The organism is Flammeovirga sp. SJP92, from assembly GCF_001583495.1.
Classification (GTDB): domain Bacteria; phylum Bacteroidota; class Bacteroidia; order Cytophagales; family Flammeovirgaceae; genus Flammeovirga.
Map to the genome: position 1 here is coordinate 715,975 of NZ_LQAQ01000093.1, position 18,945 is coordinate 734,919.

Below are 18,945 nucleotides of genomic sequence, written 5' to 3' on the forward strand. Positions count from 1 at the left end.
TTAAAAAGTTTAAAGGCCTGAGTAAACATTCTAATTAAGCTTTAAGTGAAAAGAGTTTACTCAATATTTACAGCTTGTAAGGATTTTAATACAAGTTTTCAATTGTGCATGCATCAGTTCCATTTCCAAAAAATGTTATACACTCATTGAAGTACACAAGCTATTTTTCATTGTTTTCATTTTTGATTTCATTTCCCTTTTCTGTTAAAAGAGAATTAGTCTTTAAATACACTAAACAAGCGACATGTTTGATTTTATATTTCAATAGTTTTACTTCATTCATCATTTATGCCTTAAGCTTGTTAGTATAATTTTAGCAATTATATAGACCAATTCAAAATCATTTTTACTACTTTTTATCATTACTGCTAACAAGAAGCAATATGAGAGTATGTTTAACGTCTTAGGCATGTATTAAGGTCAGCAGAAGTAGATTTTTAATGCATTATTTTAATAGATCTTACTAAAATTATTCCTTAATTTTTCTGGTAAGTTACCCACAAAAGTTTCGAAGGCTAACTCATTTTTCTCAAAGCGTTGAATATCGATCTCTTTTAAATTTCTATTATAAATTTGAAATAAATAATTGATTCTAATCCTATTATTTAAGTCAAGATCTTCATCCTCCAAAACAGAAAAGAACCGGGCATCAATCTGATCTAAATCACTAGCCCTTGATAGATTGGAACCCAAAGTATGTAAACAGGCATCGATTCCATTAGGAACTGGATTAGATACATCTAATATTAAGCCTATAAAGAAATCAAAAACGTTGATATTCATCGCTTCCAATTCTTTTATTTTAGGTGAAAAATCTTCGAAAGAAGTGTATTTATGAACGTTTAGATCTTCATTATTAAAACAAAATTGAGCACAATCAGGGTAAGAAGGGCACATATTATTGACATGACACCTGAAGAAAATATCTTTATTCAAAGTTTTAGTCACTAAACTGAATATTTCTTGATAATGAACATTATCTGCAGGGTCGGCAGCGCATGATAGAAAAAATTCTACACTCCTTTTAAAGAATAGAGCTAATTCTGCTGAATGATATTTTTCTACATAATATTCATAACTTCTTCGTTTGAACCCACCATCATATCCTTCTTTTATCGCTGCTGCTAATAGCTGTTCAAATTCTTCTGTCTGTGCAAACTCCTTTTCAGACTTACCTTGTTCTATCTCGGACTCTATGTAATTATAAAAACGTTCAACGGAAGGATTAGATTTAAAAAGTTCTCCATCTTCAAATAAGATTGTATGATTTGTATCGATCAAACTATAACTATATTGAATCATCCGAGCATAATCTTCTTTTAGAGGTCTATTCTCAAAATCATCTATAATGTAGAAGATACTTATTGTACTCTCCTGCTTTAAAGCTTTATAGTCAATAAAGTTTGAACAAAGTTCTCCTTTTAGTTTGTCTTTTATGAACTTATTATAATCTAAGGAATCTTGTGCTGTACTTTTATATGACATATCAGACAGTGGAAAAAAATACTCTCCTGAAGGTTTAGTTAGGATAATAAATTTATCAAAGAGATGAACTTTATGCATCACTACCTCCTCTAACTCTTTACCTTTTAAGTATTTTGCTTTAAAATCCTCAAAGGTTATTCTATGCTCAAAGTCTTTATTGATCTGTTCGGCAGTATCTCCTCTAAATTCAAAACAGTATCCTCTCGATTGTTTCTTTGAATAATAGATTTTGTTCAATGCCACAGTATCAAATACAGCTGTTATGGAATCTACTATAGTTCTAAAGTGAGAAATTGTTGAGTCATGATAGACCATTCCATTCTCATGAACCTTGTGTTCTTGGGCATGAGCGAAAGAGAAGAAGGAGAAAAAAAGGAAAGTATAAAGTCGAAATTCTCTCATAATAGTGTTGGTATCGTCTGCTTTTGACTTTAAGTAAATAAAAATACCTCAGCACGAAAAAGAATACGCTTGTTTTCTTTTATGTACTGAGGTATTTATTTGATTAAACTATAATAGAGCTACAGAAAGAATCTCAACATTAGTCTGTATGAAGAATATTCCGAATTGGCTAACTGTCTGGAGAAACAGCCCACTTGCAATTTATTCTTTACCAGCATATAATTGAATTCTACCTCTCCTCCATAATCAAAGCTTTGCATCGTAGCAAAATCATTTTGAATAAGCATTGGCGTGACCAGCAAATAAATCTTTTCTGATATATTTATTGAGTTCATCAACTGAAATGTCATTCCATGCTTCTCAATATTCTGTGCTCTCCCTTCTACTAAATTAGGATCAGCAAACTGATATCTATAGGATAAAATTGGCCAAATTGAATAACTATCACTGACCATAATACCTGCTATAATACCTGGTGAAATACTCCAGTTGCCAGAACTAATACCTTCTATTCTATTGCCCATTGGAGCAAAAATATCCATTGATACACCTAAGCCTCCTAACGTTTTAGAATAATCTGTATACGGCACATAAAAAGTCCTTAACCTCAAATCACCCATTCCTACTTTCTGAGTAGTGTGATTGTACAGTAAAGGAATTTCTAATGTGGTCTGAAAATCACTTACCGCATAACTTAAATTAAAACGATATCCTGTTAGTTGTGTACCATCTTTGAGGTTTGTATGCTCAAAATTGTTATTAATGCGTGTATAAACATTAGTGGGCTTTGAGGGATCTATGACTTTTTCATCAGATTGAGCGTAAGTATTACTTACACCCAATATTGCCGAACATAAAACACATTGTACTACTTTTTTCATCCATCCCATACATTTCTAAAATTAATAGGCGAGTGAAAGTACTACTTTATTGCATCTTGTCACCTTGTTAGGTTGCATGTCATAGATAAATTTACCATTTAAAAACAAGTGCTTACCAAGCGGGTGAGAGGTATCTACACCTATTCCACGGGTACCTGAAATGTCATTGAAAAGGGATCTTCCTTCAACAATTTCTTTTGATGTATTTGTATTATAATAACCGAAAACACCTACAGTACTCCCATTAGTAAAGTGCCTCGAAATATTAGCCTCAAAAACCATTGCACTTCCTAATGTCCGCCCTAATTCTGGTCTAGCAACTCTATGTTCATAAGTTACGCCTCCATTTATTGAGTATTTTCCATCAAGAATATATTGAGTGGCTTTAACAGAAATTAAATGCGCGTCTACGGGCAATTCTCTTCCTATTAAGGCTGAATAGCTACCTTGTAATTTTGTAGTTCCTAAATCCCATGAAAGTTGAAGAGGCGTGATATAAACAACCGGGAAGAAATGATTCTGATAATTCCCATCCATCAACATAGGCTGTGCAATCATCATTGAATACTTCGCCCCTAAAACATCCCAACCTGTATTCCATAACACAGAAGCTGATGCAAAATTTAAGTGTTGGGAGTGTAATGTTGCTACTCCCACAAATACACCATCGCCAGTATATGTACCTGCATGTGCATTCGTGCCTCCTCCTAAAGAAGGAATTGACATAGAAGGTAACATAGGTGATTGAGCGTAGATAGTTAAAGAGGACAAAAGCATTAATGTTCCAATAATAAATTTCTTAACCATTTTTCTTATTGTTTAAGTGAATTCATTATTAGAAGTGCAAAAAATAAAGAATTACCCTATTCTGCCTTTTGCTTACTAGAGTAATTCTTTGAATTGACAAGCTTGAGAGTGATCAACTATTTAAATCTTTTCTTCAAATACATCAATGCTTCTTTATTCGCATTTTGAGCATCTGCCTCCATATATCTATCCGAAGAAGGATTTGCGAAAGCATGATTCGCTTTGTACATTTTCACTGTCAATCCTTTATCAGCTTCCTTCATATGACCTTCAAATTCTGCAACCACATCAGGATTGATCCATTTATCTTCCTCCCCAAAAATGCCCAATACATCACAGTTCAATTCTGATAAGCGCTCCACATCCTGTACAGGCATACCATAATAAATGACACATCCTACGGCCTGCTGTTTTAAAAGCAAAGCGGATTGAAGTGACCAACCACCTCCAAAACACCAGCCAATAGTTGCTATTTTTGCATCTTTTCCCACATAAGCCATAGCCCCATTTACAATTGAAGCCGCTCTTTTGGGGTCACAAGCTTTCATGTATTTACTTGCCTCTTCTCTTGTTGTCCCTACTTTTCCATCATATAAATCCAATGCAATAATATTGACGTCTTTCAGTTCTTTCGATAAACGGTCAGATTCATTTCTCACATAGTCATTGAGTCCCCACCATTCATGGAAAACAAAAAGATACTTGTTTGACTTCTTTTTGGAAGAGACAAAGTAAGCTTCCCCTTTCGTTCCCCCTGCCACATCAAAAGAGATTCTTTTTCCAGAAAATTTATGGGTCTTCAATTCCCTAGTCATCGCATGTGCCTTTCTGAATTCAGCTTCTTCTGTAAATAAAGCAAATTTTCGTACGGCCTCAATGTCTGCATGACAAAGCACCACTTTTTCAGGTTTGGAAGGATTGTGCAAAGCCAATAGTGCTGAAAGTCCACTGAAGAGTAAAAGAAGAGTAATAAATGTTGTGTTTTTCATTGTGTTTAAAAATTGTTGGTGTTGATAGCCTGATTATTCATTTTCAATATAACCTAAAAAAATAATGTTTGTTTTAATCACCTCCCTTGGTTATTATTTGTGAGAAAATTTAATCATTAAAAACAAATTAAGATGCTTTCGTACACAGATAATAAAGCTATAGATAAACCTGCATTAGTATTAATCCACGGATTTTGTGAAACCAAAACAATATGGAAAGACTTTATTCAGGTCTTCACACCTTATTATAGAGTAATATGTATTGACCTGCCAGGCTGTGGTGAAAGTGATGCAATCCAGCAAGAACAACCTCAGTTAAGTGATTTTGCAGATGAGATTCATAATACACTACAAGATCTTTCTATTTCAAAATTTACCCTTGTAGGTCATTCTTTAGGTGGCTATGTAACTCTAGCATATGCGAAAAAATACGAAAGCAATCTTAATGGAATTGGTCTTTTCCACTCCACTGCTTTTGAGGATGACGAGGCAAAGAAAGAAGTAAGAAAAAAAGCAGCTGACTTTGTGAGAGATAATGGTATCCGCACTTTTGTTGCCCCTATGATCGGTAATTTATTCGCTGAAAAACATAGAGAAAACCACAGACCTATTATTCAGGAAATTATTGATACAGCTTGTCATGAGAAAGTAGAAACTATAGCCAAAATATCTCTTGCCATGGGACTAAGAGAAGACAGCACCGCTTTGCTGGGACAACTGGAAATTCCTGTACTTTATATAATAGGAAAGAAAGACAATGCTGTTCCTCTTCGAAAAAGTATTGAAGAAATACACCTACCTAAAAACGCTCATATTTTTATCAAAGATGATGTAGGACACATGGGTATGTTTGAAGCTACTTTAGAAACACAGCAAGTGCTGCTTAACTTCCTTACACATGTCAATAACATGAATTAGAACGATTTATTGTCAAAGGAAAATTAGCACAGCCTTCGGGTATTAAAGCATAACACTGCCTCTGGTTTATCCTGCATCTTTGTATTGTTCATTTAGATAAACAGATAAAAAACGATACGATGAAAAAGATAAACAATTTTGAAGAGTACAATCAATTGATCAATGAAAGCAACACACCTATCTTAATTGATTTTTATGCAGATTGGTGTGGACCTTGTCAAGCTTTACTGCCCACTGTAGAAAAGCTTTCTGATGAATATGAAGGTAAAGTAGCTATTCAAAAAGTCAATATTGAAGAGGTGCCGGAATTGGCTACACTCTATAAAGTAAGAAGTATTCCTAACCTTGTTTTCATTAAAAATGGAGAGGTTGTGAAAACACATGTAGGTATGGCAGCTGAGAAAGAGTTAAGAACTCATTTAGAAGCTATTGCAAACTAGAACCACTAGTTTTTTTATAAAAATGTTGTTTAGCGAGTAGATATCCCTTTTATTAGGTTTCTCTACTCGCTTAACCCTATTTTTATTCCTATGAAATTTTTGAAATCAACAGGAGAATATCTCGAAATAAAGGAACTGACAGACGAAAAAAAATTATCACTTTTCGATGACAACAGCAGTAAACTCAGCGTAATCTGGTTTGCAGAAGAAAGTCAGCTTAGAATTGACGGGCGCTTATATTCCTTTTGTCCTAATGAAATTGTGTTTCTAACAGAATTCCATAAAATCGAGGAAATCAATATTACCAAAGGTAAATTGCTACGTTTCAATAGGCCTTTCTATTGTATTCTTAATCATGACTCAGATGTGGGCTGTAAAGGCATCCTTTTCTTTGGTGCATCGTCACTCCCAAAAATCAGTATTACAAATAATGATGGTGATACATTGATGTCGCTTTGGAAAGTTTTTGAAAATGAGATGGAGTCCACTGATGATCATCAACTAGAGATGCTTCAGATGCTATTGAAACGACTGTTGATCTTGTGTACTAGAATCATGAAAAAACAAACTTCACTATCTACATTAAGTGAAGATAAACTGACAGTAGTAAAGGAATTCAACTTCTTAGTAGAGTTGCATTTCAAAGAGAAAAAGTCTGTGGGTGAATATGCTGAACTATTAAACAAATCACCTAAAACGCTTTCTAATGCTTTCAAACTATTAGGACAAAAATCTCCTTTACAGTTTATCCAAGATAGAATCATTTTAGAAGCAAGAAGACAAATCATATACACTGATAAATCAATATCAGAAATCGCCTATGAATTAGGCTACGATGATATTCAAGCCTTCAGCAGGTTCTTCAAGAAAATGGAAAAACTTAGTCCTAGTGACTATAGAAATAAATACACTGAAAAAGCGACGGCATAATTCTCTCTTTAAAAAATCAATAATATCTGATCGAGAAAATTAGGCATAAAAAAATAGGCTATCTTCTAGAAAAAGATAGCCTATTTTATAAGAAAAGATTTATACTTACTTCGCAGCTAAAACGGCTGCAAATTTCTTAGCGTCATTTACTTCTTGTGCCTTAGGATACTTAGCAACCAAATCGTTGTAAGTACTTAAAGCTTTAGCGTTGTCGCCAGCTGCTTCATATGTGAAAGCTAATTTCATCATATATGAAGGAGTGAATTCTTTGTTTGCTTTGTATGAGATAGCTTCTTTGTAAGAAGAAATTGCTTTTGAGTAAGCTTCTAACTCAACGTTAGCATCACCAATTAAAGCATAAGCACGAGCTTGAACTAACTCATCTTTAGCTGAAAATGCTTCTAAGTGTGAGATTGCTTTTTCATACTCACCTAATCTCATAAATGAAACACCAGCATAGTAGTTGGCTAAGTTTGCAGCTTTTGTTCCGCTATATTCATCAGCGATTTCCAAGAAACCTCCTGTAAGGTTACCATCGCCGTTTAATGCTTTTCCTAAAGAGTCTTTTTCAAAATAGAAAACTGCAGGTGACAATTCAGCCTGAGCTTCCGTGTTCTGCTTTTCAATGTTTACACCGTATAAGAAATAACCCGCAATTGCTGCTACGACAACGCCTAAAACAACAAGAACGACATTTTTATTCTTTTCAAAAAAATCTTGAGACTCTACTAATCTGTCCTGTAAAACCTCAGCACTCTCGAATACTTCATACTCGTTGTGCTCCTCATTTGTAGTTCCTTTCACTGTATTGTGTTTCTTTTCTTTCATGGTCGCCATGTATATATAAAATAGGCTAAGCCTAAAGTTTCAAAATTATCAGTCGGCAAATTTAAAAAATATTCCCGAAACATAATATTTTTAAGTACTGTTTGCACTTAAAATTGATATTTTAATGTTTTTTTCACAAAAAAAGGCATCCTAAAAAGGATGCCTTACGTATATTTTTAAATTTTCTAACTCGATTAAGAATCTAAGAAAGGATAATCTGGCTCAACGTATACGTCAGTGTAAGCTTCTGATGCATCTGGGAATGGAGATTCCTCTGCGAACTTCACAGCATCCAATACCTTCTGCTTCATTTTCTTATCAAACTCTTTCAACTCTTCAGCTGTAGCATAACCTTTCTCGATTAATTTGTTTTTCACTTTCTCGATCGGGTCTTGTGCTTTGTACTCTGCAACTTCCTCTTTTGTACGGTATTTTGCAGGGTCAGACATAGAGTGACCTTTGTAACGGTAAGTTCTGAATTCTAAGAAATAAGGACCTTTACCTGCACGGATGTGAGCCGCAGCTTCTTCCATTGCGATATGTACTTCTTCCACATCCATACCGTCTACTGGACGAGATGGGATATCATAAGCAGAACCTAATTCATAAAGGTGGTGTACATTGGAAGTACGCTCTACTGAAGTACCCATTGCATAACCATTGTTCTCTACGATAAAGATTACTGGTAATTTCCAAGCCATTGCCATGTTGAATGCTTCGTGCATTGCACCCTGACGGATTGCACCATCACCAAACATTGTCACGCAAAGGTTCTTAGTGCCTTTGTATTTTTCACTGAATGCAATACCTGCACCCATTGGAATTTGAGCACCTACAATACCATGACCACCAGCAAAGTTTACTGATTTGTCAAAAATGTGCATTGAACCACCTTTACCTTTAGTAGTACCAGTAGCTCTACCATACATCTCAGCCATTACTGCACCAGGGTCAGTTCCCAACATGATTGGGTGAGCGTGGTCACGGTAAGCTGTGATATAATGATCATCTTTAGTTAGAGCTGATACTTGACCTGCAGCACAAGCTTCTTGTCCAATATATAAGTGACAGAAACCTCTGATTTTTTGCTGACCGTACAACTGCGCCGTTTTCTCTTCAAAACGTCTAACTAATAGCATATTTTCATACCATTCCCAGTATTGTTCTTTGGAGAATGCACGTTCTTCTTTCAGTACTTTTTCTTGAGACATCTCTTACGGTTGTTGAGTGTTAGCGCCTTCCATAAAGCGGTAAGAACGCTAAAAGATATTTTTAATTTTTCGTTTTCCCCCCAAATCTGCTAATAAATCGATAAAAAAACAATCAATATTCCCTTCAATTATATGTCATCCTCAATTTTTAATCAATTCTCCTAAAATCTAGCTCATTAATTATTGCTGATCTTCGTCTCCCAAAGCAACTTTTCACAAGTACAGCCTGTTCCCATGTGAAAAAGTGCTATTCTATCAAATTCAATATTTTTCATCAGCCATTCTTCACAAACTTGAGCATCACCCTGCCCTAAAGTAATGTGAGGTTGATAGTTGTCAAACGCATATTCTTCAAAAAAAACATTGAGATAATCCACGCCTGAAAAAGGCATATGAGGGTGAATAACAGTAAAATCTTTGTTTTCTTCTTTGGCTGAGTTGTCATTATGATAAGACTTCATTAAAGTAGATAAAGAATAATGCAGATGTTTTAGGGGAGTACTTAATGCTAAATTCCATCCTATCGTATTTATATTATGCTGATAGATTGATGTAACATTCAGTGATAATAGCTCCGAAAGGTCCAAGACCTCCAAATAATCTTGTAATTTTCCTACTAAGTCATCATATCGGTTAGCCTCAACTCTACACATTGTAAGAGATAAATGAGGAACAGTTTTGTTTTTGCCCAGTTTCAATACTGTATCCGGAAGTTTGCTGTTGTACGCAACAATGGATTCAATACATGATGCTTTGGGAAGCAATACCAGATCTAATGCGATATGTTTCATAAAAAATGAGGTTAAAAATACTTTTGATGCAACCTACGTATTTTAACCTTGTCTTTTGATAATATACTAGTGCAAATTAATTCTAAAGCAGGAACTCTTTTCAAATTAACCTAAACCTGCTACCACTTCTAAAACTATAAGCTTATGGTCAAATTAAGAAAACTACTATTTACCGTATTGGGGATTTGTATATTCTCACTTTCCAGTCATGGTCAAGAATCCAGAAGAACTGACTTTTATTTTTCTGGTGGAATGGAAATCATCTTCTCAGGCATGACTGCTGTCAAACTCAACAATCAGGAAATTCAGAATGACGTCATCCGATTTGCTCCTTTTTTTAATGGGCAATCCTATCTGAATATGGATGTGGGCAACCACTTTGGTCTTTTTGCCGGGTTATCGATCAGAAACATAGGTTTTATTTTTGATGTACCTGATGAATATAAAGATGGAGAATTCTCCGGCACGATGAGAAAAAAAATGAGAACCTACAATGTAGGTTTACCTGTTGGCTTTAAATTGGGTAACCTGAATGGTTTCTTCATTTATGGTGGCTATGAAATAGAACAGCCTATTCATTATAAAGAAAAGACATTTGTGGGAGGTAATAAACAAGATAAGTTCTCTGTATGGTTTAGCGACAGAGTGAACTTCCAGCAAAGTGTAATGTTCGGAATTCAATTTGGTGAAGGGACTAACCTTAAGTTCAAATATTACTTGACACCATTCTTCAACGAATCATGGGGAAGTGATCAAGAAAATATTAAAGGTACTACCCTAAACTATAATCAGCTTACTGGTAACGTATTCTACTTTTCTCTGAACTGCGATATTTTTGATACAAAAAGAAAAATTAATCGTGTAAAAAGAGCGAACATTACTTTTAACTAATTAAGTGCTCCTCCTTAATAACTACCGGCATTGCATTTATTTTCATTAAGTGCAATGCTTTTTTAATGCACTTTTATTCCATCTTCAAAAATAAAAACTAGTCTGAGAGTATCAAAAACAAGCATTTCTATTTTTTTCTAAAAAAAATCATACCCCAATGTAACATTTCCCAATAACTTGTATCTAAAGAGATGAAAACCAAAAGATAAACGCTCTCAATATTCGATAAATGAAATTTGAAGAAATATATCAGAACTATTGGCAGAAAGTTTTTCGACTTGCAATGGGTTATGTCAACGACCGGGATCTCGCTGAAGATCTTACACAAGATGTTTTTGTCATTGTATATCAAAAGCTTTCCACATTTAATCAACAATCCAGCATTGGTACATGGATTTTCAGAATTGCATCCAATACTTGTTTGAGATCCGTTGAGAAAAAGCAAAAACACCAAACTACCGCGCTTAATCATGACTTGCCAACTACTGAAAGTCACTTTGAAGATAATGATCAAATTAAATTCCTATATCAATGTATTTCAACATTGGATGAGATTGACAGATTGATTATTTCTCTTGAACTGGAAGAGGTACCGCAGAGTGAAATAGCAGAAATAGTAGGGATTTCAAATGGAAATGTCCGTACAAAAATCCATAGAATTAAAGAAAAACTAAATAAAAAAATGTCACGTTATGAGTACTCTAGATCTTAAAAATTTATGGCAACAACAGTCAAGCAGCCAACCCAATATTGAAGTTGTATTAGAAAAAGCAAAAGCTTACAGAAAAAAAGCGACTCAAAACATAATCATACAAAACATTGTAGGCGTTGGCACTGCTATCTATTTATTATTTATAGCATTTTACTATGACCCAGAACTGTTATTGGCTAAAATAGGAATTGGATGCGGTATTTTGTCTCTAATCATTTATACAGTAGCTGTCAATAAATTGTACCGTCTAATCAATGAAATTGGTTTTGATACTGATACAATGGCATATCTTGACAAGCTGAAAGAAATAAAGCAGAAACAACGTAAAATTCAGACCACTACTACTTCTTTATATTTCCTATTATTCTCATTAGGATTAGGATTGTATATGTACGAATATTTAATGGCACTTCAACCCAGTTACTCTATTCCTTTTGTGATTGTTACAGTGGCTTGGGTTGCTGTAAATTGGTTTTACTTCAGACCAAAAGCAATAAAAAAGCAAACCGCAAAAATTGATGAATTGATTCAATATTTCAGCGATATTAAAAGTTAAAAAGTCTGGTTATAAACGAAGAAGGGATCTTCTCTACATTTTTCATGTAAGGAAGATCCCTTCTTTAATTATATCACTTAATGTAAAAAATTACATTCTGTCAAATTTACTCAATTCAAATACCTTAGTAAGAATCTGACGATCATGCTCTGTAAAATCTGCTTTTCTTCTAGCAAACACTCTTTCTGCAATCTCAATCATTTTATCCAGCTGTGCTACTTCGTTCGAATCAATAGCACCCCAAGCAAATGAAGGAATATGTTTTGGAGGGAAACCACCACCGAAAATGTGTGCTGAAACACCCACCACTGTACCTGTATTAAACATGGTATTGATTCCTGCTTTACAATAATCCGCCATCATCATACCACAGAACTGCTGTTCGGTACTTACATATTTTCTTTCTTTATAACTCCAGATTCTTACTGGGCCATAATTGTTTTTAAGGTTAGAATTATTTGTGTCTGCCCCAAGGTTACACCATTCACCAACCACAGAATTGCCTAAGTAGCCATCATGTGCTTTATTAGAATAACCAAATACCACAGAATTATTGATCTCTCCTCCAATTTTACAATGCGGTCCGAATGAACAATCTTCACGGATTTTCGCCCCCATATTGATACGCGTTCCTTCACCAATGGCACAAGTACCTTGGATAATCACTCCCTCTTCAATCACGGCATTTTTACCAATATAAATTGGACCTTTCTGTGCATTCAAAATAGAAGCTCTTACTTCCACTCCTTCTTCTACAAAAATATTTGCACGACCATACACCACAGTATGCGGATCTTCAATATGATGACTGATTCTACCTTTGGTCACCACTTCAAAATCCTGCATTATCTGCTCTCTATTGTGTGTAAAGATTTCCCACGGATGTTTAATTAAAACGACCTCTTCTGCCGGAACTTCAATTTTTTCGAAATCACCAGGTTCAGCTTCTAAGTGATCAAACTTAGCTGAAGTATGCAACACCAACAAGTCCTCTCCACAAACTAAACCCTGCCCTTCTTTCAATTCTTGAATTTTCTGAATTAAATAAGGATTAGGACAAAGTGATCCATTGATATAAAACTGATCTGCACCATGTTTTAATGGAAACTTTCCTTGTAAGTACTCTTCCGTTAAAAATGAGGTTTCAGCATTAAAAGCCTTTTCCCATTTTTCATATATTTTAAAAATACCCACACGGATGTCTGCAATTGGTCTTACAAACGTGAAGGGCAATAATTTAATTCTCGTCTTCGGATTGTCGAATAGTATGATATTCATAATAATTGCTTTGAACCATTTTTACACAAAATCGCAATGGTAAAATGGTGATTTACACCTGAAAAATAAATATCTCATAGGAGAGATATCACGGACAAAAAATGATCAATAGGAAACAGTGAAGAGCTAGGTAACTCTAAAGAGATAATTTATTTAATGCCAGAAGCTTTTTTGTTTCCTACCAACAACAAAGATGCAAGTAAGAAAGTTAGGCACAAAAAAAATCCACAACTTCGTATGAAATTGTGGATTTTTGTGGATAAAAACGAATTATTTTTTTCCGTATCTTTTGTTGAATTTATCAACACGACCTGCAGCTGAGATAGCCGCTTTCTTACCAGTGTAGAACGGGTGAGAAGCAGAAGAAATCTCGACTTTGAATAAAGGATAAGTTTCACCTTCGAATTCAATTGTCTCAGATGTAGCTACTGTAGATCCAATAAGGAACTTTTCGTTAGAAGTCAGATCGTGGAATACCACTGGTCTGAAATCCGGATGAATGTCTTGTTTCATCTTATTAATATTTTTTACTTTTTCTGTAATCCCAAATCGAAATGCAAAAGTAATATATTGAAACTTATAACACAAAATAACTGACTATTAATTCGATAACATCTTTGAATATGTTGAAAAAAGTGCTAAACAGGTCAATTCCAAGGAGCTACACTTACGATTTTTGTCTGTTCTTGACGGTTTCCATGGTGATCAACTAATTGATAATACACTAAAAATTTACCCATTACTCGTCTTCCTGACTGATCTACTCCATCCCATTTTACAAAATCCCTACTCGAAAGTTCATAATTGTTCAACCATTCATAAATTATTTTTCCATGAATGTCATAAATTTCCATCCTAAGAATTCTTAAAGGTGAATTGGAATTATTTTCAACTTTAAGATAATCATCTATACCATCTCCATTGGTGGTGATCAGGTTAGGTGAAAAAACAAGTCCTGCTTCAAAGTTCTCATTTAATGTGTTATTTACTATTCTCGAATTCATGAAAGTAGGCGTAGCAAAACCACTGCTTTCGGTTGCCGATGTCCAATTATTAGCATTTGAAGAAGAAACATCAAAAGCAATTCTTTCTAATGAAATATCTTCAGAATTTTTCAAAAAGGATTGATGATGTTTTTCAGAATATTCATATACCTCTTGTATTTCACCCTTATACATCAGAACAACATTTCCATTTCCGTTTGGAAAAGAAGGAAGGTTGATTTCCTTTACATTTTCTATTTTGATTTTAGTGTACACATCCAATAGCTTCTCTTTTTCAGCAGTAAAAACGAGTAAATCACTTGAAAATAAATAATCATCCACTTTCGAGAGCAATACAACTTGCTCTATACTGTCGTTTTTTACCCTGCCAATAGACCATTCTTTAAGATTAATATAACTGCCTTTTTCTGTATCAAAATAAACTTCTAAGAAATCAGTATTGATGCTACTCGGGTCAAATAAAATTTCAGATAAGAATACATTTTCTGTGTGTGCTGGAACTACAATTTCTGAATACATTACCCCTGAATTCAAATTTCCTGAGCAATCAGTAATATTTGAGATACTAACTTCAGCATATGAAAAATCATAAGGTACATAGATAAGCAATTGATCTCCTTTCAACTCAACTTCATCTTTTAAAATAGATTCAAGGTCCAAACTGATTTCCGTCTGATCAGTAAAAGCAATAGGTTCTGAAAACTGTAATAACACCTTGTGTTGGTCTTCAATAAATAAGGAGTACTCCAATGTAGGTTGATGATGATCTACGACAGTCTCCTCAATAGAATTTTTTATCGCAGGAGTTCCTCCATTTTCATTTACCGATGCTTGCCAATTTTCCACACCTACACAAGGACTCATCAGATCTCTCATTTCAATAGACCAACCTCCCTCTTCTTTGATTTTATCGTGATAATATTCCAGCGTATAATTTACAGTATGTATTTTTTCATTCTCCTCATTGATCAGCTCCACTTTTCCATTATCATTGACTAAAGTTTTCCAACCAGAAATTCCAACAGAAGGTATATCTAAACTGTCAAATAAAGGTTGGTTTCCTTTTGGAACCAGCACTGCATAATTTCTTGGTAAAATCCAATTATCAGGTAATACTAATGTATCCTCATCCACTAACATTCTACACCTATCAAGATTAATATAATAATCACTGTTGTTATAAACCTCTATATATTCAGAATCAGGCATTTTATTAATAGGTGAATGATCAATCATCAACTCAGTTACCAACAAATGTTGATAGTTAACCTTTGGTTTAATTATGAAATTTGAAATTCCTGATAATAATATGTTATTAAAACAGTCTTTGAAGTTATCAACAATCAGAGTTATCAACACTCCAGTCGGTAAATCTTCATTTATAAGCACATTAAGAGTTGAGTTATCAACAAAATGCCACTTATCAACATACTTATCAACACCATCAATACTATAACGAACAGCATTTTCAGTAGAAAACATATATAGGCTTTTATCAAAGGTTATCAACATATTATGCTCATCTACTACTTCAATGTTAATAATTTTTGCAGGTATAGTATCTTGGATAGTTTCAAAAACAGAATTTTGAAATCCTAAAGTTCCACCACTGTCATTCACACTTGCAGTCCAATTAATATAAGGATGACAATCAAAAAATAAATCCCGCTTTTCAATGGTATATCCTCCCTCTGCTTTTACATCATCTTGATAGTTTGATAAGTCATAGTTTACAGAATCTACTAACTCTTCATTTTTTGTATCATACAACCGAATGATTTCTCCTGAATTATTCAATGCTTTCCAATTTCTAACACTTATAATTGAAGAATAGTCTGACCATAAATCAACTTTAGTTGAAGGAACTAAAACAGAATACGCTTCTGGAGCAATCAAATTATTTTCAAAAAAGAGTGTATCATTACCAACCATGAGATTCAATCCAAGCAAGGATAAAGTATCAGATGACGTGTTGTAAATCTCCAAAGCTTCACTATCTGGCAAACCTACCGAGGGAGTAGGATCAGCAAAAATCTCAGTGATCATTACATCTCCTTTTGAGACAGCTGGTATAGATATTTGTTCTTTTTCAATAATAGCCGTTGTCTTGTTTCCATATCTATCTTCTAGTCCTTCATAAATAGTCAAGTTCATATTTTCGTTCCAATATTCATTCTCAAATGTCAACTCAATCATTTGCTCATCCACCTCAATAGTAAAACCTTTTATGCTTATTTCATTCTGAGATAAAACTAATCTACTTGTCAAAGATTGCTCATTCACAGCCTCACTAAATTCCAATAGCAGTTGATTTCTATTTTTCCATTTTGAATCAACTAAAGATGGAGCTTGAATATCTTTTATATAATTGAAAACACAGTGAGGCATACTTTTATTTTCACAGGAAATTAGACCTTCTATGCGAAAAGTATATTCAATATTTTCTAGAATTCGGTCTTTAAAGAATAGATGCAATTCATTTCCCTCTGAGATTATATTTTGAATTTTAATCTCAGGTTTAGAAAAGAGTAAAGGAATATGATTATCCTGTAAATCTCTATCAAATTCAATGGTGAGAGAATGATCACTTGATAAGTGCGTAGACTCGATCTCATTTTCTTCATAACTAACTAAAAATTCTACTCCTTGAAAAAACAATCTTCGCTGTTCTCCATTATTTAACTTTGGTGAAAAATATAAATCATAGTTTTCAGGGAAAGCATGTATAGAATCAATTGTGACGTTCTCTAAATTAAATTGATCTATATAATGTGCTGTATTGATTCTGACTGTACTATCGGAACTACAAAAAATATTTCTAACAGATAAAGTCTCATTAAAGCTAACATCAATAGAATCCATTATATTTTGATTTTCATCCTTGACTCCATACAGTTTTATAAAAGGGACACCATCCACTTGAATCATCGAAGTAGGGCAATCAATATTTCTATAATAATGAGATGCACTGTCTATTGATACAATCTTCTCATCAAAAAGAATTGTATTATGGGTACTATTCTGGAAGGTATTTAAAATTTGAGCTTTAGTAGTATCATATTCCAATTCAATTGTTTTGGACTTCATGACATTTCCAAACAGATCTTGAACTGTTTTAATATAAACTTTGTATGATGAATCTTGTTGAAAAGAGACTTCATTAAAAAATAAGTCTATTTGTTGCTCGACAATTTCAATTTCATTTGGAACTTGATTTCCATCTACAACATAATCAAAAGGATCATCAAAGTGAGTGGCAATAGCCTCATCAAAAAGTAATGTAATCTGATAAGGATTTTTAATCTCAAAGGATAATAATTTCGGAGAACGAGTATCATAATAAGCGACAAAGGATACATCTTGAAAATTTCCTTTTAAATCACTTAATGACTCAATGTGCAAATCAAATTCTTTGTTAGAGGGAAGTGATTTTTGTAAAACAACAGTTCTTAGCAATTCATTATTCCCTGCCAAAGTATCAATGATAGAAATAGTATCACTTTTAGAAATCAGATAAATAGTTGAAAGATCTGTCAATTCTACTGCCTCATTAAAAAAAACATCGAGAATAAACTCGTTTTTAATATGAAGTGAATCAATAACAGGGGGAAATTGATCCTGTACATAAACATCTATTACAGTGTCTTCCATCGCATTTCCCTCTACATCACAAAAATGTCCCAAGTGGAGTACATAAGTTTTATCTATTTCAAAGTGCTGATTAATGGTTAGGGATAACGAATCTTGATTTACAAAAAAATCTACCAGCTGATTATCTATTTCAACCGTACCAGTGCATTCCTGATTTTTACTTAAAAATTCACTGAATTCTACTTTTAAAATATCCTGACCCTCTAAAAATGTGTCTAACACTTTTGGAGGTGTACTATCAATAGCCTTAGGTTTTATTAAATGGACAAAATCATCATATAAAAAATGTTGCCCCCTTGATGAAGCTGAAAAAGTAGACAGCAATCCTGTATAGTAGGTACCAGTAGAAAAATTAGCATGACTACTCTCTATCAATAAATCATCATCTAGCATAATACTCCAATAATCGCCTGATTTTTGAATCTCAATATGATGCCATTGTGATGGTAAAATACCTGATTCAACTTCAACAATTGTTACGACATTATCACTTTTATCTTCCACAAGTTTGACAGTATTGGAAATCTCCAGATAAATTAAAGTATCAGATGTCGAAAAATGGGAGGAATTCTGGAATAAAATCAATCTTGAATTATTCTTTTTCTGCAAACTTGATGATACACTAAAATCATGAAGAAAAGATACTTTCCATATTAACGTGTCCCTCGGCTCAGGGTACTTCAGACCTGCATTATGTATTACCGTTGCATATCTCTGGCCAGAACCTCCTGTTATATTTACTTGTAATTGTTTTTCAGGGTTGACCTCAAACCAACCTGAAGCTTCTTTACCAGTCGTAAAAGTTTCTCCACTCCAATGTTCCAAGTGATCAAAATTGGATTGGATCAAAATATTCTGCCCAAAAGAAAATAGAGAATAAAAATGCAGGATAAGAGCACATAGAATGTGTTTTTTATAAGAAATCGTCAGCATAATCAGTTCAGTAAGAATAGAATCGTTAAAAAGTTAGAATTTGTGGCTGTAATTTAGTGATTTCTCTCATAATAGAGAACAACTTAAGTCATAAAGAGTTTCAATATAAGAATCTACTTTTGTGGTGGATAATTCTGATAAAAGCGCACAGTTGGGGACACATTTGGTTCTCAGCTGTGTTTTTTTTGCCAAAAAAGTAACTAAAATCATCTTTTTTTAGTAAATCTCTAATTTAGAT

General features: G+C 33.7%; 16 protein-coding genes. 6 read left to right on the forward strand and 10 right to left on the reverse strand.

Features of this window, described 5'->3' with window-relative positions; all coding sequences use genetic code 11:
• Window positions 1–450: 450 nt before the first annotated feature.
• The 4 genes from AVL50_RS23655 to AVL50_RS23670 form a co-directional block, all read right to left on the reverse strand.
• The gene (locus AVL50_RS23655) at window positions 451–1,887 is read right to left on the reverse strand and encodes a hypothetical protein (RefSeq protein WP_062619072.1); all 1,437 of its coding nucleotides are present in this window, start codon (window positions 1,885–1,887) and stop codon (window positions 451–453) included.
• A gap of 119 nt (window positions 1,888–2,006) precedes the next feature.
• Entirely contained in the window at window positions 2,007–2,768 is a 762-nt protein-coding gene (locus tag AVL50_RS23660; protein ID WP_157491509.1) for a hypothetical protein, read from the reverse strand.
• Window positions 2,769–2,789: 21 nt separating this feature from the next.
• Window positions 2,790–3,575: a hypothetical protein gene (locus tag AVL50_RS23665; RefSeq protein ID WP_157491510.1), complete on the reverse strand. Its 786-nt coding sequence runs from the start codon at window positions 3,573–3,575 to the stop codon at window positions 2,790–2,792.
• A gap of 116 nt (window positions 3,576–3,691) precedes the next feature.
• Complete coding sequence (locus AVL50_RS23670) at window positions 3,692–4,564, reverse strand: dienelactone hydrolase family protein (protein WP_062619078.1); 873 nt, start codon at window positions 4,562–4,564, stop codon at window positions 3,692–3,694.
• Between the two features lie 132 nt (window positions 4,565–4,696).
• Between AVL50_RS23670 and AVL50_RS23675 the strand changes: the two genes are divergently transcribed.
• The 3 genes from AVL50_RS23675 to AVL50_RS23685 all read left to right on the forward strand — a co-directional run bounded on the left by AVL50_RS23675 (window position 4,697) and on the right by AVL50_RS23685 (window position 6,852).
• Window positions 4,697–5,482 (forward strand): alpha/beta fold hydrolase, encoded by a 786-nt coding sequence (locus AVL50_RS23675; protein WP_062619080.1) that lies wholly within the window; start codon window positions 4,697–4,699, stop codon window positions 5,480–5,482.
• A 119-nt stretch (window positions 5,483–5,601) separates the two neighbouring features.
• Entirely contained in the window at window positions 5,602–5,922 is a 321-nt protein-coding gene (gene trxA, locus AVL50_RS23680) for a thioredoxin (protein ID WP_062619082.1), read from the forward strand.
• Window positions 5,923–6,012: 90 nt separating this feature from the next.
• Window positions 6,013–6,852 (forward strand): AraC family transcriptional regulator, encoded by an 840-nt coding sequence (locus tag AVL50_RS23685; RefSeq protein ID WP_062619085.1) that lies wholly within the window; start codon window positions 6,013–6,015, stop codon window positions 6,850–6,852.
• Between the two features lie 105 nt (window positions 6,853–6,957).
• Here AVL50_RS23685 and AVL50_RS23690 read toward each other — a convergent pair whose 3' ends face one another.
• The 3 genes from AVL50_RS23690 to AVL50_RS23700 all read right to left on the reverse strand — a co-directional run bounded on the left by AVL50_RS23690 (window position 6,958) and on the right by AVL50_RS23700 (window position 9,682).
• Window positions 6,958–7,680, reverse strand: coding sequence for a tol-pal system YbgF family protein (locus AVL50_RS23690; RefSeq protein WP_062619086.1), 723 nt, complete (start codon window positions 7,678–7,680; stop codon window positions 6,958–6,960).
• A gap of 194 nt (window positions 7,681–7,874) precedes the next feature.
• The gene (gene pdhA / locus AVL50_RS23695) at window positions 7,875–8,891 is read right to left on the reverse strand and encodes a pyruvate dehydrogenase (acetyl-transferring) E1 component subunit alpha (protein WP_044211830.1); all 1,017 of its coding nucleotides are present in this window, start codon (window positions 8,889–8,891) and stop codon (window positions 7,875–7,877) included.
• Window positions 8,892–9,067: 176 nt separating this feature from the next.
• A complete protein-coding gene (locus AVL50_RS23700) occupies window positions 9,068–9,682 on the reverse strand; it encodes a 2'-5' RNA ligase family protein (protein WP_062619088.1) in 615 nt (204 codons plus the stop codon).
• Window positions 9,683–9,826: 144 nt separating this feature from the next.
• Between AVL50_RS23700 and AVL50_RS23705 the strand changes: the two genes are divergently transcribed.
• The 3 genes from AVL50_RS23705 (at window position 9,827) to AVL50_RS23715 (ending at window position 11,841) form a co-directional block, all read left to right on the forward strand.
• On the forward strand, window positions 9,827–10,573 hold the full coding sequence (locus AVL50_RS23705) for a hypothetical protein (RefSeq protein ID WP_062619094.1): 747 nt from the start codon (window positions 9,827–9,829) through the stop codon (window positions 10,571–10,573).
• A gap of 229 nt (window positions 10,574–10,802) precedes the next feature.
• Complete coding sequence (locus tag AVL50_RS23710; protein WP_062619096.1) at window positions 10,803–11,285, forward strand: RNA polymerase sigma factor; 483 nt, start codon at window positions 10,803–10,805, stop codon at window positions 11,283–11,285.
• Entirely contained in the window at window positions 11,266–11,841 is a 576-nt protein-coding gene (locus AVL50_RS23715) for a hypothetical protein (protein ID WP_062619098.1), read from the forward strand. Before AVL50_RS23710 ends, AVL50_RS23715 begins: the two co-directional genes overlap by 20 nt.
• Window positions 11,842–11,931: 90 nt before the next feature.
• On the opposite strand, the gene AVL50_RS23720 is transcribed toward AVL50_RS23715, so the two are convergent.
• The 3 genes from AVL50_RS23720 to AVL50_RS23730 all read right to left on the reverse strand — a co-directional run bounded on the left by AVL50_RS23720 (window position 11,932) and on the right by AVL50_RS23730 (window position 18,707).
• Entirely contained in the window at window positions 11,932–13,119 is a 1,188-nt protein-coding gene (locus AVL50_RS23720; RefSeq protein ID WP_062619099.1) for a GlmU family protein, read from the reverse strand.
• Window positions 13,120–13,389: 270 nt separating this feature from the next.
• Window positions 13,390–13,632, reverse strand: a complete 243-nt coding sequence (locus tag AVL50_RS23725) for a type B 50S ribosomal protein L31 (protein WP_062619101.1) — start codon at window positions 13,630–13,632, stop codon at window positions 13,390–13,392.
• Between the two features lie 134 nt (window positions 13,633–13,766).
• Window positions 13,767–18,707, reverse strand: a complete 4,941-nt coding sequence (locus tag AVL50_RS23730) for a lamin tail domain-containing protein (protein ID WP_062619103.1) — start codon at window positions 18,705–18,707, stop codon at window positions 13,767–13,769.
• Window positions 18,708–18,945: the final 238 nt, after the last annotated feature.

Coding starts and splice junctions, on each gene's coding strand:
- AVL50_RS23655 (WP_062619072.1), bottom strand. CDS start 1,887: ATGAGAGAATTTCGACTTTATACTTTCCTTTTTTTCTCCTTCTTCTCT.
- AVL50_RS23660 (WP_157491509.1), bottom strand. CDS start 2,768: ATGAAAAAAGTAGTACAATGTGTTTTATGTTCGGCAATATTGGGTGTA.
- AVL50_RS23665 (WP_157491510.1), bottom strand. CDS start 3,575: ATGGTTAAGAAATTTATTATTGGAACATTAATGCTTTTGTCCTCTTTA.
- AVL50_RS23670 (WP_062619078.1), bottom strand. CDS start 4,564: ATGAAAAACACAACATTTATTACTCTTCTTTTACTCTTCAGTGGACTT.
- AVL50_RS23675 (WP_062619080.1), top strand. CDS start 4,697: ATGCTTTCGTACACAGATAATAAAGCTATAGATAAACCTGCATTAGTA.
- trxA (WP_062619082.1), top strand. CDS start 5,602: ATGAAAAAGATAAACAATTTTGAAGAGTACAATCAATTGATCAATGAA.
- AVL50_RS23685 (WP_062619085.1), top strand. CDS start 6,013: ATGAAATTTTTGAAATCAACAGGAGAATATCTCGAAATAAAGGAACTG.
- AVL50_RS23690 (WP_062619086.1), bottom strand. CDS start 7,680: ATGAAAGAAAAGAAACACAATACAGTGAAAGGAACTACAAATGAGGAG.
- pdhA (WP_044211830.1), bottom strand. CDS start 8,891: ATGTCTCAAGAAAAAGTACTGAAAGAAGAACGTGCATTCTCCAAAGAA.
- AVL50_RS23700 (WP_062619088.1), bottom strand. CDS start 9,682: ATGAAACATATCGCATTAGATCTGGTATTGCTTCCCAAAGCATCATGT.
- AVL50_RS23705 (WP_062619094.1), top strand. CDS start 9,827: ATGGTCAAATTAAGAAAACTACTATTTACCGTATTGGGGATTTGTATA.
- AVL50_RS23710 (WP_062619096.1), top strand. CDS start 10,803: ATGAAATTTGAAGAAATATATCAGAACTATTGGCAGAAAGTTTTTCGA.
- AVL50_RS23715 (WP_062619098.1), top strand. CDS start 11,266: ATGAGTACTCTAGATCTTAAAAATTTATGGCAACAACAGTCAAGCAGC.
- AVL50_RS23720 (WP_062619099.1), bottom strand. CDS start 13,119: ATGAATATCATACTATTCGACAATCCGAAGACGAGAATTAAATTATTG.
- AVL50_RS23725 (WP_062619101.1), bottom strand. CDS start 13,632: ATGAAACAAGACATTCATCCGGATTTCAGACCAGTGGTATTCCACGAT.
- AVL50_RS23730 (WP_062619103.1), bottom strand. CDS start 18,707: ATGCTGACGATTTCTTATAAAAAACACATTCTATGTGCTCTTATCCTG.